At 35.1% G+C, this 24328-nt stretch carries 23 protein-coding genes; 20 read left to right on the top strand and 3 right to left on the bottom strand.

Annotated elements, in window-relative coordinates; all coding sequences use genetic code 11:
- Window positions 1–49: 49 nt before the first annotated feature.
- Both MHH98_RS17725 and MHH98_RS17720 read right to left on the bottom strand, forming a co-directional pair.
- On the bottom strand, window positions 50–661 hold the full coding sequence (locus MHH98_RS17725) for a CPBP family intramembrane glutamic endopeptidase (RefSeq protein WP_038183504.1): 612 nt from the start codon (window positions 659–661) through the stop codon (window positions 50–52).
- Window positions 662–902: 241 nt separating this feature from the next.
- A complete protein-coding gene (locus tag MHH98_RS17720; protein ID WP_038183507.1) occupies window positions 903–1091 on the bottom strand; it encodes a YkvS family protein in 189 nt (62 codons plus the stop codon).
- A gap of 123 nt (window positions 1092–1214) precedes the next feature.
- On the opposite strand from MHH98_RS17720, the gene MHH98_RS17715 reads away from it, so the two are divergent.
- The 5 genes from MHH98_RS17715 (at window position 1215) to MHH98_RS17695 (ending at window position 5314) form a co-directional block, all read left to right on the top strand.
- Entirely contained in the window at window positions 1215–1403 is a 189-nt protein-coding gene (locus tag MHH98_RS17715) for a hypothetical protein (protein WP_038183509.1), read from the top strand.
- A 91-nt stretch (window positions 1404–1494) separates the two neighbouring features.
- Complete coding sequence (locus tag MHH98_RS17710) at window positions 1495–1689, top strand: aspartyl-phosphate phosphatase Spo0E family protein (RefSeq protein ID WP_038183512.1); 195 nt, start codon at window positions 1495–1497, stop codon at window positions 1687–1689.
- A 242-nt stretch (window positions 1690–1931) separates the two neighbouring features.
- On the top strand, window positions 1932–2801 hold the full coding sequence (locus MHH98_RS17705; RefSeq protein ID WP_076034053.1) for an NAD(P)-dependent oxidoreductase: 870 nt from the start codon (window positions 1932–1934) through the stop codon (window positions 2799–2801).
- A 226-nt stretch (window positions 2802–3027) separates the two neighbouring features.
- Window positions 3028–4347, top strand: a complete 1320-nt coding sequence (locus MHH98_RS17700; RefSeq protein WP_246832429.1) for an MFS transporter — start codon at window positions 3028–3030, stop codon at window positions 4345–4347.
- 64 nt (window positions 4348–4411) lie between these two features.
- Window positions 4412–5314: a chemotaxis protein gene (locus tag MHH98_RS17695; RefSeq protein WP_076034051.1), complete on the top strand. Its 903-nt coding sequence runs from the start codon at window positions 4412–4414 to the stop codon at window positions 5312–5314.
- 67 nt (window positions 5315–5381) lie between these two features.
- Here the strand turns inward: MHH98_RS17695 and MHH98_RS17690 are convergent, their stop codons facing one another.
- On the bottom strand, window positions 5382–5837 hold the full coding sequence (locus MHH98_RS17690) for a YkyB family protein (RefSeq protein WP_038183519.1): 456 nt from the start codon (window positions 5835–5837) through the stop codon (window positions 5382–5384).
- 149 nt (window positions 5838–5986) lie between these two features.
- Between MHH98_RS17690 and MHH98_RS17685 the strand changes: the two genes are divergently transcribed.
- From MHH98_RS17685 to MHH98_RS17615, 15 genes are all read left to right on the top strand, one after another.
- Entirely contained in the window at window positions 5987–7525 is a 1539-nt protein-coding gene (locus MHH98_RS17685; RefSeq protein ID WP_340713313.1) for a Ppx/GppA phosphatase family protein, read from the top strand.
- 3 nt (window positions 7526–7528) lie between these two features.
- Window positions 7529–9640 carry an RNA degradosome polyphosphate kinase gene (locus tag MHH98_RS17680; RefSeq protein WP_340713311.1) on the top strand — a complete coding sequence of 704 codons (2112 nt, stop codon included), beginning with the start codon at window positions 7529–7531 and terminating at the stop codon, window positions 9638–9640.
- A 195-nt stretch (window positions 9641–9835) separates the two neighbouring features.
- A complete protein-coding gene (locus MHH98_RS17675; protein ID WP_340713309.1) occupies window positions 9836–11863 on the top strand; it encodes a sensor domain-containing protein in 2028 nt (675 codons plus the stop codon).
- A 128-nt stretch (window positions 11864–11991) separates the two neighbouring features.
- Complete coding sequence (gene fadH, locus MHH98_RS17670; protein ID WP_340713308.1) at window positions 11992–12759, top strand: 2,4-dienoyl-CoA reductase; 768 nt, start codon at window positions 11992–11994, stop codon at window positions 12757–12759.
- A gap of 60 nt (window positions 12760–12819) precedes the next feature.
- The gene (locus MHH98_RS17665) at window positions 12820–13062 is read left to right on the top strand and encodes a hypothetical protein (RefSeq protein ID WP_038183530.1); all 243 of its coding nucleotides are present in this window, start codon (window positions 12820–12822) and stop codon (window positions 13060–13062) included.
- Between the two features lie 199 nt (window positions 13063–13261).
- Window positions 13262–13705: a cyclic-di-AMP-binding protein CbpB gene (gene cbpB, locus MHH98_RS17660; RefSeq protein ID WP_038183532.1), complete on the top strand. Its 444-nt coding sequence runs from the start codon at window positions 13262–13264 to the stop codon at window positions 13703–13705.
- 96 nt (window positions 13706–13801) lie between these two features.
- Window positions 13802–14710 (top strand): LysR family transcriptional regulator, encoded by a 909-nt coding sequence (locus MHH98_RS17655; protein WP_038183535.1) that lies wholly within the window; start codon window positions 13802–13804, stop codon window positions 14708–14710.
- Window positions 14711–14773: 63 nt separating this feature from the next.
- A complete protein-coding gene (dapD, locus tag MHH98_RS17650; RefSeq protein ID WP_038183538.1) occupies window positions 14774–15487 on the top strand; it encodes a 2,3,4,5-tetrahydropyridine-2,6-dicarboxylate N-acetyltransferase in 714 nt (237 codons plus the stop codon).
- Between the two features lie 13 nt (window positions 15488–15500).
- Window positions 15501–16631: an N-acetyldiaminopimelate deacetylase gene (locus MHH98_RS17645; protein ID WP_038183541.1), complete on the top strand. Its 1131-nt coding sequence runs from the start codon at window positions 15501–15503 to the stop codon at window positions 16629–16631.
- Window positions 16632–16803: 172 nt separating this feature from the next.
- On the top strand, window positions 16804–19188 hold the full coding sequence (locus MHH98_RS17640; protein WP_051448681.1) for a DUF7408 domain-containing protein: 2385 nt from the start codon (window positions 16804–16806) through the stop codon (window positions 19186–19188).
- A complete protein-coding gene (locus MHH98_RS17635) occupies window positions 19185–20114 on the top strand; it encodes an ABC transporter ATP-binding protein (protein WP_038183544.1) in 930 nt (309 codons plus the stop codon). The genes MHH98_RS17640 and MHH98_RS17635 overlap by 4 nt, the downstream gene beginning before the upstream one ends.
- Window positions 20111–20959, top strand: coding sequence for an ABC transporter permease (locus MHH98_RS17630; protein WP_038183546.1), 849 nt, complete (start codon window positions 20111–20113; stop codon window positions 20957–20959). Before MHH98_RS17635 ends, MHH98_RS17630 begins: the two co-directional genes overlap by 4 nt.
- A gap of 12 nt (window positions 20960–20971) precedes the next feature.
- The gene (locus MHH98_RS17625) at window positions 20972–22444 is read left to right on the top strand and encodes a hypothetical protein (RefSeq protein WP_340713307.1); all 1473 of its coding nucleotides are present in this window, start codon (window positions 20972–20974) and stop codon (window positions 22442–22444) included.
- A 12-nt stretch (window positions 22445–22456) separates the two neighbouring features.
- Window positions 22457–23452: an AAA family ATPase gene (locus tag MHH98_RS17620; RefSeq protein WP_038183553.1), complete on the top strand. Its 996-nt coding sequence runs from the start codon at window positions 22457–22459 to the stop codon at window positions 23450–23452.
- Window positions 23449–24324 carry a DUF58 domain-containing protein gene (locus MHH98_RS17615; protein WP_235175716.1) on the top strand — a complete coding sequence of 292 codons (876 nt, stop codon included), beginning with the start codon at window positions 23449–23451 and terminating at the stop codon, window positions 24322–24324. Before MHH98_RS17620 ends, MHH98_RS17615 begins: the two co-directional genes overlap by 4 nt.
- Window positions 24325–24328: the final 4 nt, after the last annotated feature.

The raw sequence follows: 24328 nt of genomic DNA, 5'->3' as shown, positions 1-24328 counted from the left end.
AAAAAAACCAATCGATTTTGGATCGATTGGTTTTTTGATAGTTTAAAAATCAATATAGTGGAAATAATAGGAATAATAGTGTTATCATGACAAGGTGAGCGACAATGATAATCGGCATGCTTTTTTTCCATTCATATAAGAAACCAAAAATAATGCCAGTTATGAAAGCAGCTAATACACCTAACCAGAAGCCACTTACTGCAAGCGACATCGCAAATAAACTTGCTGCTAGAATAACAGCATAAGGCATCTTCATATACTGTTTTAGTTGTTGTTGTACATAACCACGCCAGAATAATTCTTCCGCGGTAGCAATAATCAAAATGAGTAGTATATAGTGCCATAAAGTACTAGGACCGAATGTTTTGATAAATTGATGTACAGTTGTCAGAAGTTCTTCTGATAGGAAAGGTAGTAAACGGTAACCTAATGCAAATAGGCCATATATAATCGTTCCAAAACCTATTCCAAATAGTAAGTATTCCCACGTTTTGATTTTGTCTTCAATTTTTCCAAATGCAAATGCAAAAGCCATACCAATTAGCATTGTAAAAGTATATAGATACCAAAATACAGCTTTTTGATCGAAACTAAAGTATAGCAGAACGTATATGAATACCAATGAAAGAATAAGCACTAAAATATTCGTGTGCTTCTTCATATTAATAATCACCTCCAACTTGATATATAAGAAGGTCTTTACTCTTTTTTAACATATTTTTAGCATTTGTACAAAAGAGACGCCGTCCTTCAGATTCTGAGGGACGGCGCAGACTCAAATACAACCATTGTATTGTTTTAGATGCCCAATGTCTAGTAAAGTATACTGTTAACGAATAGTAATTGCTATAAGTATGTCGTATATGTTACATATGTATTCATAGGGGGCATTGAACAATTTTTTAAACTTCGTTACTGTATAATATTTTATAACGTTTGTGATTGACCACTGTTTTTTCTTCAACTTCTAGGCTGTTGAAATTTTCCATATAAGTAAGGTTGACGATAACAGAGTTTTCATTTACTTTCTCAACAATGCCTTGTAGACCGTCGTTAAATTCAATGATATTTCCGATTTCAGCGATTTTCATAGAAATTCAGCTCCTTCACCTACTAATACTTTACAGTTTGCACGAAAATACGTCTGAGGTAAAGTATTTTCTATTATTATTTTTAAAAAAAAGAAAATTTCAAAGAAAAAGGAAGATTATGTAGTGAATTCATATAATGATATGTTGGACGAATTAAAAAATGGTACTAGAAAAGATATCACGGTTGATAAAAATGAATTTTATGCCTTTAGAGAAGTTCTAGTGAAGAGAGAAGACTTCAAACATTTCCGTGGTGTGGCAAAACAAGGCGGTCAAGTTATTTATCAATACATGGAAGTCGCGAGGAGCTAGCTTGTCGAAAAATGTCGAAAGTTTCTTCTCCGAAAAAGTGGGAATAATAGTATAATAATGAACAGAATTTAGCTTGAGAGGAGGATGGTAAATGTCTGATTCCATCTTAAAAAAATTAGAATCTACAAGAGAAATGATGATCCGTTCTGGAATTGAACATGGTTTTTCAAATATCGAAACCATCCGCTTGAGTAAAAAGCTAGATCATTTATTAAATATTTATCAACTTCAGAATGTCGACAAGATGAATGATTATAATTTTACAATGGAAAATGTTAAGCATTAGGGAAAATTCCTAGTGCTCTTTTTTGTTTTTAGTGAATTTTCTAATTATTTAAAAGAATAGGTTTAAAATTATGTTAAAAGGAAATAATAATTATGAACACAGCAACAATCTCATTTCCCCCTTTCTTTGGCAGGTGCTAATGCATCTGTCTTTTTTTTGTGAGTATATAATAGAAGACATACAATTCGGAAAATTATCTGATACAATAAAAAGTATATATATAAATAATGGAGGAAATTTTGATGGCTGAACAATGGAATATTGGATTTGTAGGTACAGGGGTAATGGGTTCTAGCATTATTAAGCGCTTTTTGCATGCAGGACATATTGTAAATGTTTATACAAGAACAAAGGAAAAAGCTTTACCACTTGTTGAATTAGGAGCAAATTGGTTTCAGACGGCTGGGGAAGTAGCTAGTCAATCAAATATTGTTTTCACGATGGTTGGTTACCCGCAAGATGTTGAAGAAGTATATTTCGATGAAAGTGGAATATTTAGAAATGGACAAGCAGGTTTAATCGTCGTTGATATGACGACTTCCCAGCCAACTTTAGCGAAAAAAATTGCTGATCATGCGAAATCACTACATATGGAGGCTTTAGACGCTCCTGTTTCAGGCGGTGATATCGGTGCACAAAATGGAACGCTTTCGATTATGGTGGGTGGAGAACGCGAAGTATTTAATAAAATTACACCGCTATTTAATCTGATTGGAACGAATATTATTTATCAAGGAAAGGCCGGTGCAGGTCAACATACAAAAATGTGCAATCAAATAGCGATTGCAACAAATATGATTGGTGTATGTGAAGCAATTACTTATGGTAAAAAGGCAGGTCTTGATATTGAAGATGTCTTGGTTTCTATTTCTTCAGGAGCAGCTGGTTCGTGGTCATTAAGTAATTTAGCACCTCGTATAGTGAAGGAGGATTTAGCTCCTGGATTTTATGTAAAGCATTTTATAAAAGATATGAAGATTGCTTTACAAGAGGCAGAGCTAATGCAATTAGATTTACCTGGTCTCTCACTTGCAAAGAAAATGTATGATGAAATAGCTAGTAAAGGTTATGAGGATAATGGTACACAAGCATTGATTCACTATTATAAATAACACTGGTCCAAAAACCGCTCTGTGAATTTTTCACAGTAGCGGTTTTTAATTATTAATATCAATAATTCTATCAACATATATATGAAGAAATGATTAAAATATGACATTGTTCGATTATTTGGGTAGGAAACTCGACAATTGAATGTAAGGTTTTTGTAAATTTATTTTGAAATACAGGACATTCTTCTTTCAATATGGAATAGTTATAAAGATGGGGGTTGATATGATGAATGTAGGGTCTCAGAAATCCATATTAAGAGGTCCATGGGGAATATATTTATCGTTACCTATATTGTCTTGGGCATTTTATGATTTTGCGAATACTATTTTTTCATCCAATATTAATACGGTATTTTTCCCGTTTTATATGGATGAAATACTTGGAACAAATGAAGTAAAGCAACAAGTTGCCAGTACTTTTATCTCCTATGCAAATGCTATAGCGAGCCTTTTCTTAGTAATATTCTCACCGCTTTTTGGAGTATGGATTGATAATACTGGGCTCAAAAAAAGGTTTATCGTATGGTTTTCATCGATTTCCATAATCTTCACTTTTATGATGGGGATATTTAGTTACTGGCAGACAGAAATTACATTTGGTGGAGTACCTATGAGTCTATTTTTAGTTGTTGTAAGTTTTGTTATAGCAAAGTTCTTCTTTAATTCTAGCTTAGTATTTTATGATGCAATGATGCCAGATTTAGGAACGAAAGAAGAGATGCCTCTTATATCTGGGTATGGAGTAGCGGTTGGTTATTTTGGTACGATTGTTGGCTTGCTAGTTTATCCATTTGTAAGTGATGGAGATTTCCATCGTGCATTCATTCCTACAGCGGTATTATATTTGATTTTTTCATTACCATTATTTTTTATTAACAAAGATAAACCAATTCCTAAGGAACAACGGAAAGTTAATTCTTTCTTATCTGGCTATAAAGAAATAATAAAAACATTTAAAGAGATGCGTGCTTATAAAGCTATTTTCACTTTTATGATTGCTTATTTCTTTTTAAATGATGCAATTGCAACCACCATTGCGATGATGGCTGTCTATGCAACTGCAATTGTAGGTTTTTCCTCCGGGCAATTTATCATTCTCTACTTAGTATCTACTGTATCCACTATTGTTGGTTCACTAGTATTTGGATACATTACTAAAAATGTTGGTGCTAAGAGAGCGATAACTTATGTAGCATTGTTAATGATTGTATCCCTTGTGATCGCGGTATTTGCATTAAAGCAATGGATGTTCTGGATTGCGGGAAGTATGTTTGGCGTTTCTCTAGGGTCCATGTGGGTAACATCTCGATCATATATTATCGAACTTAGCCCAAAAGAAAAACAAGGGCAGTTCTTTGGATTATTCGCTTTTTCTGGGAAGGTATCATCAATTATAGGTCCTGCTATTTATGGAACGGTGACGTTGTTACTAAAGGACTATGGAACTCTTGCTAGCCGTATAGCTTTGTCAACTTTGATTGTGTTAACTATAATTGGCCTGATCATTCATATAAGAGTTCGCCCGAATGTCACTAAATCCGTATAGGAGTAATGGCCCTTGTATGTTACAATTGAAATAAAGAAAAGTGTGACTCAAGGAGGCTTACCTAATGGCAGAAAGTCAGGGTATTTTACTAGAAAGTGGAACAAATGAACTTGAAATTGTTGAGTTTGAAGTAGGTTCCAATAAATTTGGTATTAATGTTATTAAAGTAAAAGAAATTATACAACCAATTCCAGTTACATTTATACCTCATGCTCATCCACATGTTGAAGGAATAATTCAATTACGTGGAGAAGTATTACCAGTTGTAGATATGAAAAAAGTTTTAGGATTATCTGGTGTTTTTAATGAGCAACAAAAATATATTGTTGCAGAATTTAATCGACAACGCGTTGTCTTCCATGTTGATAATGTAACTATGATTCATCGTATTTCATGGAATCAAATAGAAAAGCCTACTGATATGTACCAGGGTGGTGGTTCGCAAGTCATCGGAGTGATTAAACAAGATGATTTAATGCTGCTACTATTGGACTTTGAGAAAATTATGGTAGATATTAACCCTGATTCGGGTATTAGTGTAGAGTCTGTAAAAAAACTAGGTGATCGTAATCGTTCAGAGAAGAAAATTGTTATAGCGGAGGATTCACCTTTACTACGCAAATTATTGCACGATACTATGCATGAAGCAGGTTATATGAATATAGAATTCTTCGAGAATGGGAAAGACGCCTTAGATTATTTATTGACTTTAGCAGACAAAGAAAATGATGTTTCGAAGGTTGTGCAATTAGTCGTAACAGACATTGAGATGCCACAAATGGATGGTCATCATTTAACAAAACAAATTAAAACCCATCCCGTATTGTCAAAATTACCTGTTATTATCTTCTCTAGTTTAATAACAGATGATTTAAGACATAAAGGAGATCAAGTCGGGGCTGAAGATCAAATCAGTAAACCAGAGATTGCCGAGCTCATCTTAAAAATAGATCAGTATATCTTATAAGTATATGAATGCAAAAAACCGGATACCTTAATAAATGAGGAATCCGGTTTTATCATTATTAGAGCATCTAATGTCCGTAGAAATAACTTGTATTATTAATTATAGGCTTCTTTTTGGGATTTGAACTACTACCCGTTCCTTTTTTTACTATTTGTTGGGTTTTTATTCCTAAATAGTCTTTTAATACATTTCTAGCTGTGTTTAAGCTCATTTTACGTTGGGGGTTACGATAGCTGTCATCAAGATGTCCTAGATGGGGTAATGAAGCAAAGTCATCTTTTTTCGGTAGAGTATGGAAATAGTAATCTGCGCATTGAATGAGTACTGATGATTGTTGCTTACTAAAACGAGGATTTTTTACAAAATGTAAACCAATTTTTTTCGCTCTACTGTCAAGAATCATTTTCTCAAGTGCAAGGCGTTTCAGCTCGTAAAGAGGTTTGTTGTCTGGTGCAGTTTTTGCGTGTCTATTTACAGTATAAATAGCAGTAGCTAGTTGTTCATCACAATATTCTCTTTGCATAAAATACCGCCTTTCTACTTAAGTTAATGTCTGTAATTGATTGTGTTTAGAAGAAAATTCAGAGCATTCAATTTATAATATACATTATAATACCAATATTACTCTCCGTTGTATAGAGAGACAAGAAAAATTCTAAGGATGTGCCCCAAATGACTTATTTTAAAACAGCTATTATAGATATCGGCTCAAATACAATCCGACTTGTACTTTATACGTATGATCCGCTAAGAGGCTTAAAGGAAGTAGAAAATATTAAATCGGTAGCCCGTCTGAGAAATTATTTACAAGTAGATAATGTAATGTCTGAAGAAGGTGTACAGGAACTTGAACAAGTATTGCTTTTCTTTAAAGACATTTTAAAGGATTATCACATAGTAGATCTAAGAGCCATTGCAACTGCTGCAATTCGTCAAGCACAAAATAGTTCCGAAATTATTGAGCGTATGTGGAACAATACAGGGATAAAGATAGAGTTATTATCAGGTGAGCAGGAGGCGTATTTTGGCTATTTTGCTGTTACCCATACATTAGAAACACCATCAGCTATAACAATCGATATTGGGGGTGGTAGTACTGAGTTAACCTATTTTAAAGATAAAGAACTGCAATGTTCTCATAGTTTTCCGTTTGGATCCGTGTCCTTAAAGCAACAATTTATCCAAGGTGACACAATGACAAATGAGGATGGCGAAAAGATTTATGAATTTGCAAAAAGTAACTTTGAGACATTGCTATGGCTAAAAGATGCTCAGTTGCCTGTTATCGGTATTGGAGGAAGTGCTCGTAACATGGCAAAGCTAGATCAACGTAAAAAGGATTATCCTATTTCAGGTATCCACCAATATGAGATGACGAAAGAGGACTTCACAAATATTAGCCGCGAAGTAACATCTTTGACATACGAAGAATTAAAACAACTTGATGGACTTTCAAGTGATCGTGCAGATATTATTACACCTGTGATTATAGTATTTCAAGCGTTGATGGATATTGTGGGTAGTGAAACATTTCAATTTAGTAGAAAAGGATTACGTGAAGGTCTGGTAATTGATCGCATACTAAAGGACAATCCTACAGCTTTTAACAAATACAATGTTTTTGAGAGGAGTACAAAATTTTTAGCTGCAGAATTTGATAAACCTTTAGAAAAGACGGCTCATTTTGTACAACTGACGGGAATTGCTTATTTTGAAGTTTGTAAAATAGGGGCATTTTTGTATAATGCAGAAGATTTACATATGTTGAAGCAAGCCGCTAGATTGTTTCATATAGGCGAGTACATTGAAGTTGATGCAGCTAGTCAACATACATTCTACTTGCTGTCCAATCGCTCAATTGATGGGATAAACCATGGTCAGCGTGTTCGTTTAGCGTTAATTGCTTCTTACAAGAACAAGGATGATTTCAGCCGTTATTCGGAACCATTTATGGAGTGGTTTTCGAAGGATGAGTTTAAAAAAATGCGTGATATCGGAGCGTTACTTAAATTTGTCTATGCATTAGATGCCTCGAAACGAAATATTGTCGAATCGATTGCTATGGAACAATCGGGCGATAATGTAAAACTAAAGATTTTCACAAAAGGTAATGCTATGGCAGAAATGTATCAAGCCAACCGCCAAAAGAAGCATTTAAATCGAATTTTTAAAGGGGAAGTAACACTACACTTTATAGAAAAGGAAGGGTAAACAATGGAATTAGTCCAAGTTAAGCATACAGAAATTACAAAACCAGAATACTACAACAATCGTGAGTTAAGTTGGCTAGCATTCAATGAACGCGTGTTACAGGAAGCAGAGGATGCACAAAATCCATTACTTGAGAGATTGAAATTTTTGGCGATATTCAGTTCAAATTTGGATGAGTTTTTCATGGTACGTGTAGCAGGGTTACAAGATCAGGTGAAAGCTGGATTTCATAAACCGGAGAATAAATCAGGTTTAACACCAAAGGAACAATTAGCTCGGATTTCTGAGAAAACTCAAGCACTTGTTTCAAGACAAACAGCAATTTATAAAGAATTAATGAAAAAACTATTACCAAAAGAGAATGTTCATACGCGTAAAATAGTAGAGCTAAATGAAGAACAGACTAATTTTATCAATGAATATTTCGAAGAGACAATATTTCCAGTGTTAACACCTGTAGCAGTTGATGCGTATCGCCCTTTTCCAACATTAATCAGTAAAACTTTAAATATGATAATACTTTTAGAACAAGACAATGTAGAGCCAGAGTTTTGTGAAAAAGTAGCAGTTGTCCAAGTACCATCTGTTTTAGAACGTTTCATTCAAGTACCATCTAAAGGGAATGAAATCTCAGTGGTACTTCTTGAAGATATAATTAGTGCTAATATTAATAAATTGTTTTATGGTTATCATGTTAAATCTGTACAATCTTTCCGACTAACACGTAATGCAGATTTAACTATTCATGAAGAAGGTGCACGTGATTTACTTTTAGAAATTGAAAAAGAATTGAAAAAGCGTAAATGGGGTGCCCTTACTCGACTAGAAGTTCGTACAGGAGAAATGGATAAAGGAGTACTTCAATTTCTGCTGAACGAATTAGAAGATTGGGAAGCGGAAGTGTATAGTGTAGATTGCCCTTTAGATTTAACATTTCTGTTTTCATTTGTAAAACTTGTAGGTGAAGGCAGAGAGCATTTAGAATATGAAAGTTTCATTCCTCAGCCACCTCAAGATTTAAGGTCGGATGAAAATATCTTTGAGAAAGCGTTAACTCAGGATATCTTCTTTAATCATCCATATGAATCTTTTACTCCTATCGTGGAATTTGTTACAGAAGCTGCGAATGATCCCAGTGTTTTAGCCATTAAGCAAACATTATACCGTGTCAGTGGCAATTCACCAGTAATTCAAGCATTAAAGCTCGCTGCTGAAAATGGAAAGCAAGTAACAGTTCTAGTGGAGTTAAAAGCACGATTTGATGAAGAAAACAATGTACACTGGGCAAAGGAATTAGAACAATCAGGTTGTCTAGTTATTTATGGTATGCATAATTTAAAAACACATTCAAAAATCACGCTAGTTGTGAGAAGAAAACAAAGCAAGATTGAGCGTTTTGTCCATTTAGGAACAGGAAATTACAACGATGCAACAGCGAAAATTTATACGGATATGGGTATTATAACGACGAAAAAGAAATTTGGAATTGATGCGACGAACTTCTTTAATTTTCTAAGTGGATATACGGAGAAGCCAAACTTCCATCACATTGTGGTGTCACCTAATGATATTAGAGTTGAATTTATCAAATTAATTGATGACGAAATCAATTATCATTTGAAGTATGGTAAAGGACATATCCGAGCGAAAATGAATTCATTAACCGATAAAGAACTGATTATGAAAATGTATGAAGCTTCAATTGCGGGAGTAAAAGTAGATTTAATTATCCGTGGGATATGTTGTTTACGCCCGGGTATCAAAGGGATTAGTGAAAATATTACAGTGATAAGTATTGTTGGGCGTTTTCTTGAACACGCACGTATATATTGGTTCCATCATAATGGAGAAAATAAATTATACTTATCTTCAGCAGATATGATGACAAGAAATATGATTAAACGTGTAGAAATACTATTCCCAATTTTTGATACTGAAATAAAAAAACGTATTATGAAATCTATTAAGACTCAGTTCCGTGATAATGTTAAGGCACGCATTCAAGATGAGAAGGGTGTTTACTATTATAATGAGAAAAAAGATGGAGATAAATGTATAAACAGTCAGGAAATCTTCTTAAAAGAAGCATACCGTGTCCTAATAGATGAAGAATAATGCATTATATTCTATAAACGAAGACTTTTGTTAATATGACGATAGTCTTCTTCCCTTAGTTGAAATATCCTTTTTTAAAATCCAATATAGATAATATGCCAATAGATATAAAAGAATAAATAAAATTGTATTCAATCGAATAAAAATCAATTATGATAATACATAGTAGACTACTTCTGTTAATGGAGGCATTATATGTATAATTCATCATTGAGTCCTCAACAATTTCTAGATTTTATACAAAAGTTTTCAAGGTTGTATCCTGAATCCATGACAATGTTAATAGAGCAAGATTCAAACAATCAATATTGGATTACATACGTAAATGAATCGTTCAAAACTTTTTTTGAACATACATTTGAACATAAAGTGCTTGCATCATCATTTTTTACACTTCAAATGGGAACTAATCTAGAAGATTTCCTATTACAAAAAGGTGAAGTGATAGAACCATATAATAAGCAGATCACAATAAGGAAGAAAACGATACTACATACCTTTAATGTTGGTGTGATTGCAGATACAACGACACAACACAAAGTAATTTATTTGTCATTTACTAAAGTGATTAGTAATGAAATGTATTGTTCGCTAATGGATCACAATTTAGATCCTGTCATTACGATTAATCAAAGTGGGCAAATTATAAATAGTAATAGAGCTGCAACTTCTATATTTGGATATAAACAAGATGCTTTAATAAAACTGCCTTATTTAGAACTTGTATCCAAGCGAGATAAGTTAAAACTGTTGAAATTGATAGAGCAAACACTCGAGCAAAAGCAATCTATAGAATTAAACGAATGTAGTATTAAAAATGTCGAGGGTAGAACAATAGTGGTATACGTAAAAAGTATCCCAATTATTGATAATAATGAAGTAAAAGAAATACAACTTATATTGCGCGATATATCAAGGCATAGTGAATCAGGTAAGACTGTTTTTTACTTGTCATATCACGATCAATTAACAGGCATTTGGAATAAACACGCATTACAGGAGCATTTTAAAGAAGAAGAAAGAATTGCAAAGTGTCGGGGTAATCAGATGGCGATAATTCTTTTAGATTTGGATCGGTTTAAAAAGATCAACGACTCTATCGGCTTCAATAAAGGAGATGAGTTGTTAAAGAAAGTTGTGCAAAGACTCTCTACTCTGTCAGATGCTAATAGCCAAATCTATAGACAAAATGGTGATGATTTTATCTTTCTTTTACAACAATCAGATGTCAATAATACGGAAAACTTTGCTGAAAAGGTATTAGCACTATTCAAAAAGCCTTTTTGTATAGATGAGCTAGAATTGAATATTTCAGGTTCTATCGGTGGTGTTATGTACCCATCAGATGGAGTGGAATTTGATGTGTTACTAAAGAAGGCAGATCAAGCACTAAGGTACGTAAAAGAGAGAGGACCCTCAACATTTCGTTTTTATCATAGCAAAATGCTTGACACTTCTAATAATGGGGCAGTAATGGAATCTCATCTTAGACGTGCGATTGAAAAAAACGAATTATCAATACATTATCAACCCCAAGTGGATCTAGATACTGGGAAAATAAATAGTTTTGAAGCATTACTAAGATGGAATAATCCAAAGTTTGGTTTAGTGCCTCCAAGTGTATTCATTCCCATTGCAGAAGACTCTGGTCTCATTTTAGAGATAGGCGATTGGGTTCTAAATCAAGTATGTATTCAGTTAAAAGAATGGCAAATTAAAGGATTTATAGATGTTCGAATTGCGGTTAATATTTCATCCAAGCAATTTAAACAAGAAGCTTTCGCTAATGCTATTAGAAAATATATTTACAAATATGAATTAAACCCGCAATCTTTAGAACTTGAAATTACCGAAAGTTCAATGACAAATATCCATGAAACTCTTACAATTTTAGAAGAACTAAAGAAAATGGGTGTAATTATTTCTATTGATGATTTTGGGACAGGATATTCTTCTCTTAGCTATTTGAAAAGATACCCAATTGATATTATAAAAATCGATCAGTCTTTCATTAAGGAAATTGAACAAGATGAAAAAGATGAAGCAATAGCAAAAACAATTATTCATCTTGCACATAGTTTAGGTATGAAAGTAATTGCTGAAGGTGTCGAGAAAAAAGATCATGTAGAAATCTTAAAAGAAGTAAATTGTGAAAAGGCACAAGGTTACTATTTTAGCAGACCAGTGCCGATTGAAAGTATTACCGAAATGTATTTTTGTTAGACATAATAAATGCAAACCTTAATGAGCTAACAACCATTAAGGTTTTTATTTTTATTCCTAAATAAAGACAGCAATTCCGAAGTATGGTAAAATTATGAATGAATATTCATTCAAAGGGGGAATCGTAATTGTTAAAGGGGAAAACAATTATTATCACAGGCGGTTCAAATGGAATGGGGAAATACATGGCAAAGACGTTTGTAGAAGAAGGTGCAAACGTTGTCATTACAGGTCGTGATTTAGAGCGTCTAAAAAACGCAAAGGATGAAATTTCAAGAGACGGGAACAATATTGCCATCTTCCAAATGGATGTAAGGCAACCTGAGCATGTTACAGGAATGTTAAAGTTTGCAGTAGATACCTTTGGGCAAGTAGACGGCCTGGTAAATAATGCTGCAGGAAACTTTATCGTTCGTGCTGAGGATTTATCACCTAATGGATGGAAATCTGTTATTGATATCGTATTAAATGGCACATTTTATTGTTCAAAAGAAGTAGGAAAGTATTGGATGGATAACAAAATAAAAGGTTCCATTCTTAATATGGTCGCAACATATGCGTGGGATGCTGGTCCAGGAGTTGCTCATTCAGCAGCAGCAAAAGCTGGCGTATTATCTTTAACTAGAACACTTGCGGTTGAATGGGGAAGACAGTATGGTATCAGAGTTAATGCAATTGCTCCTGGGCCGATTGAAAGAACTGGCGGAGCTGATAAGTTATGGCAATCTGAAGAAGCAGCGAAGCGTACATTACAGTCAGTGCCACTTGGTCGATTAGGAAAACCGGAAGAAATTGCTGATTTAGCAACGTTTATGATGTCAGATAAGGCATCTTACATGAATGGGGAAGTTGTCACCCTTGATGGTGGACAACACTTAAATCAGTATCCATTCTAGGGACTAAAATAGCAAATTAATGCACATACTTAGCGAAACAAGTAAGAAGGAAGTGACGCTATGGATACGTGGACTTGGCCATTAATGGGAGTAATATTAATTATTTGCGGTATCGGGTATGCTTATACGAGACGCATTGCGAAAATGGAGCAACAAGCTGTTCATAATAATGATCAACCGATTAGTCAAGCTGTTAAAGATAATCCAACGATGCTTAATCCAATTATTTGGGTATATGGCCTAGCTTTTGTTTTTGTTTTCATTGTAATTTTTTACAATATCGTGAAATACCAATGGATATAAAGATGTGAAGAGGGATATTTAGTATTCCCTCTTCACATCTTTTTATTAGTGTAGTTGCATTAATATACAATTTTGCGGATTTATATTATGATGTATTAAAAATTTATTTGTAGAAATGGAAATTTTATGAGGGACTGTGATATGATTAATAAGTATTTTGCTGTTCTAAAACGAGGAACAGAAAAAGGAGTAGAATACTATGATGTCCTTAAATAGCAGAGAGTTCCTTGAAATGCCAATTACTGATTTTATCATTTCTTCTGAGAAAGTTGCACATGTTCAAATGGGGAATAATGCAGAGCACGCCTTGCTTGTCCTAACGAAAACTGGCTATTCGTCTATACCTGTGCTTGATGCAAAATACCGTCTGCATGGCATGCTAAGCATGCGTATGATCACAGAACCAATTTTGGGAATGGAACATATAGAGTATGAGAGATTAACAGATATTAAAGTAGATGAAATAATGGATAAGAAAGTGGCTACATTAAACATTGGGGATAATTTCCAAAGAGCGTTAGACCTTGTAATTAATCATGCATTTTTATGCGTAATTGATGATGAAGGTACCTTTATGGGGATTATGACACGTCGTGTAATTTTAAAACAGCTAAAAAAACACATCTATCAATTCAATTCTTAATATGACAAAATGAAAGAAGGTCGCCATTAATGGGGCCTTCTTTATTTATAATAAATGATTTAAGCCATATATGGACGAACAGGAGGTTACTTTTCGATGACAACAACAGAAGCTCAAATTGTAAAAGTATTGTCTGAGGAAGGCAATATGAGAAAAGCAGCTGAACGTTTATTTTTATCCCAACCTGCACTTTCTCAACGTTTACAATCCATTGAAAAAGATTGGGGAGCACAGTTGTTTTTACGCTCTCAAAAAGGATTAACACCTACACCAGCAGGGGAGTTAGTCATACAATATGCGATTGATACAATTTCAAAAAAAGAAGAAATTTATGAAATGATTCAGTCGTTGAATTCGAAAGTACACGGAACATTGAAAATAGCATGTGCATCGATTGTAGGGCATACTTGGTTACCGAAAGTATTGAAAGATTTCATGACACAATATCCCGAGGCTAAAATTTCACTGATCACAGGTTGGAGCTCAGAAATTGTTAAATCTCTCTATGAAGGAGAGGCGCATGTAGGTATAGTGCGTGGACATACAGATTGGAAAGGCTCGAAGATTCACTTGTTCCGTGATACGTTGTACTTAGTTGATAAAGAAATTAAAGAGATTGATGAAGTTTTCGAAACAGATCGTCCATTTATTCAATTTAAAAGTGATTCTAATTACTATCAGGAAATACAACAATGGTGGCAACGTCATTTTAAGTCTAATCCTCGTCGGCAAATTACGGTAGATCAAATTGAGACTTGCAAACAAATGGCATTGAACGGAATTGGATACGCTATTTTACCTTCTATTACATTAAGTGGGCATGAGGATGTTAATACGATCCCCCTGACGAATAATGAAGAGGAGTTTGAGTTAACACGCGATACATGGCTTATTGGTTATGAATCTTCTTTTGAATTGCGCCAAGTAGCAGCATTTGTAGACCTTGTGAAAAAACACGCAGAATGTCTTTATGATTATTCGAATAGTGCAGAAGAAAAGAAATGACAACACTATTATTTTTCGTGTACAATTAGTCCATATTTTCAGAATAGTAGGAGGACGTAACCAATGCAGAAATTAGACGCGCAAGAAATTATTGCTTATTTAGCTAATGCAAAAAAAGCAACACCAGTGAAAGTTTATGTAAAAGGTGAAAAAGTAGCAGAGCTTTCATTTGGTGAGGGAAGTAAAGTTTTTGGTGAAGGTAATTCAGCTGTTGTATTTGGCGAATGGGCAGAAATTGAAAAAGCTTTAGTAGCTAACGAAGCACAAATTGCCGATTTTGTTGTTGAACATGATCGAAGAAATTCTGCGGTACCAACTCTTGACTTAAAAGGTATCAACTCTCGTATTGAGCCTGGCGCTATTATCCGTGATCTAGTTACTATAGGAGATAATTGTGTCATTATGATGGGGAGTGTCATTAATATTGGAGCTGAAATTGGCGATCGTACAATGATTGATATGAATGTTGTATTAGGCGGGCGTGCAATGGTAGGAAAAGATTGTCACATTGGAGCAGGAGCTGTGTTAGCGGGTGTAATCGAGCCACCTTCCGCATCTCCAGTTATTATTGAAGATAGAGTAATGATTGGTGCTAATGCAGTTGTTTTAGAAGGCTGTAGGGTAGGAGAAGGTGCTGTAGTTGCAGCAGGAGCAGTCGTTACTAAAGATGTGCCACCGTATACAGTAGTTGCAGGGATGCCAGCAAAAGTCATTAAAGAAATTGATGAGAAAACAAAATCAAAAACTGAAATTATGCAAGATCTTCGTAAATTATAAGCAGGTGTATAAGATGAAAAGTTTACTGGAAATTAGACGAGAGCTACATAAAATTCCGGAAGTTGGTTTTAAGGAAGAAAAAACTCAAAAGTATTTACTCACGATCATTGAAAAATTGTGGAAACCATATATTCAAATTGACGTTTGGCGAACGGGTATTATTGTGACGATTAATGGCTCAAATCCACAGTTGAAAATTGGTTGGCGAACGGATATTGACGGTCTACCGGTTTCAGAAAATACAGGATTGGCTTATTCTTCAGAGCATCAAGGTTTTATGCATGCTTGTGGCCATGACTTCCATATGACTATCGCATTAGGGTTAGTACAGGCCTTTTCAGAAAATCAACCAGAAAACACTGTAATTATATACTTCCAACCAGCTGAAGAAGGTCCAGGTGGTGCAAAGCCTATGCTTGAATGGCTACAAAGAGAAAGACTTGATTTAGTACCTGATACTATTTTCGCCTTACATATCGCTCCTGAATATCCTGTGGGGACTATCGCAACTAGACCAGGTATGCTATTTGCAAATACCTCTGAGCTTTTTATCGATTTAAAGGGAGTAGGTGGACATGCGGCATATCCTCATAATACGAGAGATATGACAGTAGCAGCTGCTAATCTAATGATTCAACTTCAAACAATCGTCAGTCGGAATATAAATCCTTTAGATAGCGCTGTAGTAACGATAGGTAAGATGACTTCGGGTACTGTTCAGAATATAATTGCTGAAGATGCACGGCTAGAGGGTACAATTCGAACGATGTCGGCAGAATCGATGAAGTTGATTAAAAAGCGTATAGAAGCACTTTGTAGAGCGACTGAAATAGCATATGAATGTAAAGTAAGTATTGATTATGGTTCATCTTATTATCAAGTGGAAAATGATGAGCACTGTGCGTATGATTTACTACGCTTTGCCGAGCAGTTTCCTGGGGTTGTAGCTTATGAATGCCCACCAGCAATGACTGGCGAAGATTTTGGATTCTTTTTAAAAGACTTACCAGGTGCTATGTTCTGGACAGGAGCAAATACGCCATATGGTCTTCATCATTCTGCTATACAACCAGATGAAGAATTAGTTAATGTTAATATACAATTTGTAGAACAATTTTTACGTTCATTTACTGTTTATAAATAATAAAAACCTATAGTGTAATTTTGCACTATAGGTTTTTTGCGTATTAAAAGATCATTTTAAATAATAAGAAATATTTTCCTTGTTTTGTAAAAATATATATTTTTGTTATCTATGCAACCAAATTACTAAAAAAACGTATTAATTTAAAAGAAGAAAGAGGGGGGAATTTCCATTGCGAAGTAGGTTATTACTATTGGTCTCATGTTTTTTATTAATATTTAGTTTTTTACCAGGTATTCAAATGGAAGCATTTGCGGCACCAAAGCTTGATGTGAAGACATCAGTTGGATTTGCAAATAAAGGAAAATATAACAGAGGATTACCTCTTACAATAACAGTCAAGAATACAGGAACAGCATTTTCTGGCGATATCGTTATTGACTCAATGCAGGACTATAATACTGGTAGTGGTATCGCTATCCCTGTAGAAATTGGAGAAAATGAAACGAAGTCGATAGAAGTAGCATTCGAACAGTTTTCTGATGCTTACATTGGGAATGGATCAAATCAACAAATGATTCATTTTTATGAAGGTGGTTGGAAAAAGGGAAAATCTATTGAGTACACTGGTAAAGCAAATATCAATCCACAACTACTTGAAGCCGATATTCCAATTGTTTTCACATTAACAAGTAATGCGGATCGGTTATTAGGCTTCACTAAACTCGGCAAAAATAATGCAACTAGAATGGAAGTAATAGATGTTGCACAGTTAACTAACTTCACAATACCATCAAAAGCAGCGTCTTGGTCAGCGGGGGATGTACTTGTCATTGACGAATATAAATTAGCTGACTTATCAGAAGAACAACAACAAGCCATTATTGAATGGGTGAAAAATGGTGGTAAAGCAATTATCGGAGCTTCTATTAACGTAGATGCCGAAGTTGGTTTATTGAAAGAATATTTGCCGTTGACTTTAGGCGAAGAGCGAACAGTATCTAAAGAGACACTCAGAAAGTTAACAAAAGGCGGTAATTTTAAAGAAAACGTAACAGCTTACGAAGCCAAATTAAATGAAAATGCAGAAATGGTATTAGAAGCAAATCAATCTCCGCTTGTTGCTACACTTGCTGTTGGTAAGGGGGAGGTTATTCAAACGGCCTTTTCTCTAGGAAATGCTCCTTTGGCAAAAGAAGATGATTACACAAAACTTCTTGAAAAAATAGTTCCTTTGAAAGTTAATAACCAGTCGCTACAATCAACAATAAGTCAAATGAATTGGGAATTAGTCAGTCAAAATGAGATTTTTCCATCATTCCAAGTCTCTGCTATTTTATTACTAGTGATTGTTGTTATATATATATTCATTTTAGGACCAGTACTCTATTTCTTACTAAAAAATAAAGATAAACGAGAACATGCATGGTGGATTATTCCCGTATTAGCAATTGTCACTTCATTGTTCATCTTTTGGTACGGGGCAAAAGATCGTCTATTAAATCCGCAAATTCAGCAAACTGCTGTATTTAAAGTTAATGGGGATAATAGCTTATCAGGTATCTATGCATCAGCATTGTTATCAAATCGCAGTGGTGATTTTGAATTTACGGCACCAAAAGATACATCAATGACTATGTCTACTACATATTCAGGTTTCAAAAGCTTAAATGATGTACATCAAAAGGCGGTGTTGGAACAATATGCCGACCATCAATCCTTGACGATTCGAAATAGCCGGTATTGGGCTGTAAATAGCTTGGTTGGTCATACGCAAATTAAAGATATTGGTCGTTTAGATATCCAGTTAGACGTAGAAAATGGGGCTGTGAAAGGTACAGTTAAAAATAACTTCCCATTTAAAATTAAGGATGTTTCAATTTGGTCAGGTGTAAAGTGGTTGGAACTAGGTGATATTGAACCAGATGAGACATTAAAAGTAACTCAAACAATTAATGGGTCTATATTATTACCGCCTATGCAAATGGGCATGGTAGGAGTAGAACCAGCAAAAAATAAAAAAGAGCTTATAAAAAATCGACAGCAGAGTGCTCAAAACTTAGCTTATCAAATGTTAGTTGATAATGATCAACCAGCCATTGTGGCATGGGTAGATGAAGCGCTGTTACCAATTGAATTAAAAACGCAAAAAGCTGAGAGATCTTCATTGAATTTAATTGTCCAAAATTTTAATCCCAAAACAAATTTATCTGGTGAATTCGTATTACCTGCAAACGCAATGACTAAGGAGATTAATTCAACGATGGGCGGGTACGTTGAACAAACCTTTGAGGATAATAATTCTTGGTATCTTGATGATGGCGAATATGATGTGAATTGGACAATACCTGATTCCATTTTAGATAAGAAAGTGAAATGGACAGAATTACAACTAGCCAATACCGATATGCAAACTTTAACAATCAATTTATATAATGTGAAAAAAGATAAGTTTGAAGAAGTATCCGATGCAAGATCTATAGTAGATAAAGACGTATCGCAATATATTTCAAAAGATGGTCAAGTTGTTTATAAATTAATAAAGAATGTAGGGAAATATAATGATCCGAGGACTGTGTTACCAGAATTGCAATTGAAAGGAGAGGTCCAAGAATGATAGAAATTAAAGGGTTAACAAAAAAATACGGTTCTTTTTATGCTTTACAAGGACTGGATCTCTCAATTGGTGAAGGTACAGTATTTGGTTTTGTTGGAGCAAATGGGGCGGGTAAGTCAACGACATTCTCTATTTTGTCAACATTGCTGCAACCAACAGCTGGTGATGCATGGATTAATGGTAAAAGTGTAACGAAACAATCTGAGGAGATTCGTAAACTAATTGGATATATGCCGGATTTCTTTGGTGTCTATGACCAATTGAAGGCAGATGAATATTTAGATTTCTTTGGTTCAAGTTATGGTATTCCAGCAGCGGAGCGTGAGAAGTTAATTCCACAACTATTAGAACTAGTCAATTTAACACATAAACGTTATGAATATGTAGATGTACTATCACGCGGTATGAAGCAGCGTCTTTGTTTAGCTAGAACACTTATTCATGATCCTAAAGTTCTTATTTTGGATGAACCGGCATCGGGTCTAGACCCCCGTGCTCGAATAGAAATGCGGGATATTTTGAAACAGCTAAAATCAATGGGTAAGACGATTTTAATTTCTTCGCATATCCTCCCTGAGCTTGCGGAGATGTGTGATGAAATTGGTGTTATTGATAATGGGAAATTAATAGCTCATGGATCAGTCGCAGCTATTCAAACACGATTACAAGGTGAAAAAGTATTGACTGTAAAGCTGAAAAATGGTTTTGAAAAAGCTATAAGTTTCTTTGAGGAAGATCCTTTTGTAACAGGAATTGAAACAGGTGAACAGCAATTAAGTTTCCGTTATCGAGGTTCAGATGAAGAGCAAATGGAACTGTTGAAAAAAGCAGTACTTGCAAATATTCCTATATTATCATTTGCGGAAGAAGAAAAAGATTTAGAAGATGTCTTTATGGCTATTACGAAGGGAGTGGATGAAGAATGAGATCGTTGTTCACTAATCCAGTGCTTATAAAAGAACTTAAGCTAAGATTCCGCGCCTTTAAAAGCTTTTCAGGCATCATGTTTTATTTACTAGCACTTAGCATATTTGTCTTTGGTTTCATTTTTGTATCAATGGAGTTTAATTTAAGTGGTTTTATTAATTCGCAAGAAAGCGTACTTTTATTTAGTTTGTTGACCTTTGTCCAACTAGCTTTAACATTGTTCATTACGCCGGGTATGACAGCCGGTTCAATTAGTTCTGAACGTGAAAAACAAACGTTAAATATTCTCCTAACGACAGCGCAATCTTCTTTCCAAATCATTTTTGGGAAAATGAGCTCATCCATCGTTTTTTTAATACTGTTATTAATTGCAGGGTTACCAATTTATAGTTTAGTGTTTTTATTTGGTGGCGTTTCACCTACACAATTACTTGTTATCTTCGCATTTTTGATTTTGACAATGCTTGCTATAGGAAGTATTGGAGTCATGTTCTCGACAATACTTAGGAAAACTATTCTCTCTATGATAGTAACGTATGGATCGATGCTATTTTTAACAGGTGTTACGGCGTTTTTCTTTTTAATCTCAGTGCAGATGAATGTTTCAAGCACAACGGGTGTGACAAGTAACCCATCAATTTTTGCTTATTTTTGGGGTACGATTAATCCAATTGCTTTAATGATGACACTCATTAGCCCTGAAATGTTGGAGAGTTTCTATGAAGTGACGAAGATTCATTTTCCAATTTGGGCAGGTTATTTAATTTTCTATTCAATTGTAACCTTTGTCTGTCTGTTTATAGCAATTAAGAGACTACGTGTTAACATGAAAAAAGCGAAATGAGGAGGGTAATCGATGAACGGTCAAAGTCGTTTAGCACACGCATTGAAAAAGGCAAAAACGAGCCTTTTTCTTGAGCATTTATTTACTAAAATTCAGTTGGGACTACTAGTCGCATTGAGTGTTAGTTTTATATTAATGATCGTTTCTCGATTCTTTGTTTTTCCTTACTATTCACAAATTGCATTCATAGTAGCTACCGTAATTTTTGTTTCTTGGGTACTTTATATTTTGTGGACGAAGCCATCAAAAGAGCATTCAATATATGCACTTGATGGCTATTTTCCTCATAATCAATTACGAGCAGTTTTTTCGGTAGACGATACATCGACGCCATTGTTTCAACATTTATTGAAACAGACAGATGAACATGCTGAAACAGCGTTACTCAAATTTAAAGCAAGAGAGAAGAAAATTCTGAACGTACCCTTCATATTAGGTAGTTTTTTAATAGCCGTTGCGATTTTCGCTCTTACTTTATTTCCAGCAACAACGCAATTAGCTGCAAAAGATGCAGAGCAAGAAAATAAGATCATTTCAGACATGAAAAAAGAAGTGAAAAAGCTTGAGAAAAAGGCAAAATCAGAAGAAGTAAAAAAAGAATTAGCGAAGCTACAGGAAAAGCTAAAAGAAACGAAAACATCTGAAGAAGCGTTGCGTGAGCTCGTGAAAAAGCAAAAGGAATTACAATTAAAAGAGCAGCAATTAATAGAGAAAAAGGAAATAGCCAAAAGCAATGAAAAGGGCAAAGGAAATGGATTATCAGAGGCGGAAATGAAAGAATTAGCCGATTTGCAAAAAGCGAATGACTTATTGATGAATAAGGCGAAGGATGCACAAACTGCGATGAGTCAACAGGGAAAGCCACTATCTCAATCCCTTCAATCGGCGTTGCAAAATCAGCAAACTAATGTTCAAAATCAAAATCAATCGGCTACTTCAAATAACAATGCTAGTCAGAGTTCTAATCAAAATGGAAGTAGCTCACAAAATAGTAGTACATCTCAATCAAATACGCAAAGTAGTCCTAATCAGAATGGAAAAAGTCAAGGTCAAGGTCAAGGCCAAGGCCAAGGCCAAGGCCAAGGTCAAGGCCAAGGTCAAGGTCAAGGCCAAGGTCAAGGCCAAGGCCAAGGTCAAGGCCAAGGTCAAGGTCAAGGCCAAGGTCAAGGTCAAGGCGATGGTTCAGGTTCAAGCACTGGTCAGGGGGCAGGAATTGGTCAAGGCAATCGTAATTTGCTAGCAATTCCAGATCGTATTGGCAGTAAATGGGAAACATCAGTAGACTCCGGTAAAATGGGTGAGGGTAGTGCTGCAGAAATTCATGAAACAGAAAAGGGCCCAGTTCACAAAGGATCAATACGACCTTATGAAGAAGTCGTTGGAAGTTATAAAGATTCGTATTTCCAAACAACAGATCGCCTGCAATTACCAAAAGAATTACAGAATATTGTTCAAAATTATTTTTCTACGATTGAAAACAAATAGAGGAGGATATCCATGTCATACACACCGGAGCAATATGTAGCGATGAGTGAAAAATTACAAGTTGTTCGAGAGGAAATTGGTCGCTTTATCGTTGGGCAGGTAGAGGCAATCGATTATACGATGTTTGCTGTTCTTGCTGATGGCCATGCTTTACTAGAAGGACTTCCAGGGTTAGGGAAAACGATGTTGATTCGAACCATTTCTGAAGTTCTTGACTTATCGTTTTCACGTATTCAATTTACGCCAGACTTAATGCCAACAGATATAACAGGTACGAGTGTTATTGAACGTTCAGTAGATGGAAATCAGCGCTTTTCTTTCCAAAAAGGGCCTATATTCAGTCAAATGGTTTTAGCCGATGAAATTAATCGTGCAACGCCAAAAACTCAAAGTGCACTACTAGAGGCAATGGGTGAAAAAACAGTAACTGTTCTTGGTGATACAAAGAAAATGGCAAAACCATTCTTTGTATTAGCTACACAAAATCCAATCGAAATGGAAGGAACTTATCCTTTACCAGAAGCGCAAATGGACCGTTTCCTTTGTAAAATACTAGTCCCTACTCCATCAAAAATAGAACTGATGGAAATCATGAAAAGAACGACAGGTTCCATTTCAATTAAACTACAAAAAATAATGAACGATACAGAAATTGTTGAAATACAAGAAATGGTGAAAGGGGTAATCATAGCTGATGATATGCTTTCTTATGCGGTAGATTTAGTTGTCGCTACGCATCCAGATAGTCCTGATACGATTGATGAAGTGAAACAGTTTATCGAGTATGGTAGTGGTCCTCGTGGATTGCAAAGTATTGTAAAACTTGCAAAAGCACGTGCACTAATTAATGGTCGCTATCATGTGTCTATTGCAGATATAAAAACTGTAGCAAAACCAGCTCTCCGCCATCGAATAATGCTCAATTACGAAGGAGAGGCTGCGGGCTTACAAGTTGACGATGTACTAAATACTTTACTTGAAAAAATGAAGCAAGGGCAAGTTGTATGATGCAATCAAATTTTTTGCTGCCAAATGAATGGGCTAGTAAAATTCGCCGGTTGTCTTTAAATACAGCTACAAAAATACGTGGACATCATAAAGGAGCGAATCGGTCACAACGATTTGGAGCATCACTAGATTTCTCTGATTTCAGAGAATATCATCCAGGTGACGATGTTCGACAATTGGATTGGAATGTCTTTGCGAGAACTGAGAAATTCTTTATTAAACGCTTTTTAGATGAGCAAGAGATGCGTGTTCATATAGTACTTGATACAACGAAATCGATGGGTGAGGAGTCAAAATGGCTATTCGCAAGACAGCTAACGACCGCTTTAGGCATTATGGTGTTAAATAAGGATGATCGATTATCATTTTCATATGTAGACAAGCCGACACCACCATTTCGTCGCAAGGGGGCAACTTATCAAAGGGCATATGAAAAGACGGTATCAGATTTATCGGAACCGTTTTTCACCGAATCTTTTGCTGAACATGCTTTACAAACTTTGCCTAAGGATGCAACGATATTGATAATTATTTCAGATGTACTTGAACCACTTGAAAAGTGGAGCGCTTTTTTAAGTAAAACGCCGAGATTTGCAAAGGATGTTCGACTTCTCCAAGTACAGTCACCTGACGAAAAATTACCAACTTACTCTGGGGATGTACGATTAGTTGATGTTGAGACTTCATCGAGTGTAAATGTATCAATGTCACAAAATGTACTTCGATCATATGAAGAGAAACAACAGGAACATCAATTAGAGCTTGAGACAATATGTAGAAAATATGGTGTACAGCATTTAACTGTGCAAGTGGTAGACGGGCTCCAACACGTTCTATTTAATCAACTAGTCAAAGCAAAATGGTTACAGTGAGGTG

This window comes from Viridibacillus sp. FSL H8-0110, from assembly GCF_038003565.1.
In the GTDB taxonomy this organism is placed as follows: domain Bacteria; phylum Bacillota; class Bacilli; order Bacillales_A; family Planococcaceae; genus Viridibacillus; species Viridibacillus arenosi.
This window is presented reverse-complemented; position numbering and strand designations above follow the sequence as displayed.

Coding starts and splice junctions, on each gene's coding strand:
- MHH98_RS17725 (WP_038183504.1), bottom strand. CDS start 661: ATGAAGAAGCACACGAATATTTTAGTGCTTATTCTTTCATTGGTATTC.
- MHH98_RS17720 (WP_038183507.1), bottom strand. CDS start 1,091: ATGAAAATCGCTGAAATCGGAAATATCATTGAATTTAACGACGGTCTA.
- MHH98_RS17710 (WP_038183512.1), top strand. CDS start 1,495: ATGTCTGATTCCATCTTAAAAAAATTAGAATCTACAAGAGAAATGATG.
- MHH98_RS17705 (WP_076034053.1), top strand. CDS start 1,932: ATGGCTGAACAATGGAATATTGGATTTGTAGGTACAGGGGTAATGGGT.
- MHH98_RS17700 (WP_246832429.1), top strand. CDS start 3,028: ATGAATGTAGGGTCTCAGAAATCCATATTAAGAGGTCCATGGGGAATA.
- MHH98_RS17695 (WP_076034051.1), top strand. CDS start 4,412: ATGGCAGAAAGTCAGGGTATTTTACTAGAAAGTGGAACAAATGAACTT.
- MHH98_RS17690 (WP_038183519.1), bottom strand. CDS start 5,837: ATGCAAAGAGAATATTGTGATGAACAACTAGCTACTGCTATTTATACT.
- MHH98_RS17685 (WP_340713313.1), top strand. CDS start 5,987: ATGACTTATTTTAAAACAGCTATTATAGATATCGGCTCAAATACAATC.
- MHH98_RS17680 (WP_340713311.1), top strand. CDS start 7,529: ATGGAATTAGTCCAAGTTAAGCATACAGAAATTACAAAACCAGAATAC.
- MHH98_RS17675 (WP_340713309.1), top strand. CDS start 9,836: ATGTATAATTCATCATTGAGTCCTCAACAATTTCTAGATTTTATACAA.
- MHH98_RS17665 (WP_038183530.1), top strand. CDS start 12,820: ATGGATACGTGGACTTGGCCATTAATGGGAGTAATATTAATTATTTGC.
- cbpB (WP_038183532.1), top strand. CDS start 13,262: ATGATGTCCTTAAATAGCAGAGAGTTCCTTGAAATGCCAATTACTGAT.
- MHH98_RS17655 (WP_038183535.1), top strand. CDS start 13,802: ATGACAACAACAGAAGCTCAAATTGTAAAAGTATTGTCTGAGGAAGGC.
- dapD (WP_038183538.1), top strand. CDS start 14,774: ATGCAGAAATTAGACGCGCAAGAAATTATTGCTTATTTAGCTAATGCA.
- MHH98_RS17645 (WP_038183541.1), top strand. CDS start 15,501: ATGAAAAGTTTACTGGAAATTAGACGAGAGCTACATAAAATTCCGGAA.
- MHH98_RS17635 (WP_038183544.1), top strand. CDS start 19,185: ATGATAGAAATTAAAGGGTTAACAAAAAAATACGGTTCTTTTTATGCT.
- MHH98_RS17630 (WP_038183546.1), top strand. CDS start 20,111: ATGAGATCGTTGTTCACTAATCCAGTGCTTATAAAAGAACTTAAGCTA.
- MHH98_RS17625 (WP_340713307.1), top strand. CDS start 20,972: ATGAACGGTCAAAGTCGTTTAGCACACGCATTGAAAAAGGCAAAAACG.
- MHH98_RS17620 (WP_038183553.1), top strand. CDS start 22,457: ATGTCATACACACCGGAGCAATATGTAGCGATGAGTGAAAAATTACAA.
- MHH98_RS17615 (WP_235175716.1), top strand. CDS start 23,449: ATGATGCAATCAAATTTTTTGCTGCCAAATGAATGGGCTAGTAAAATT.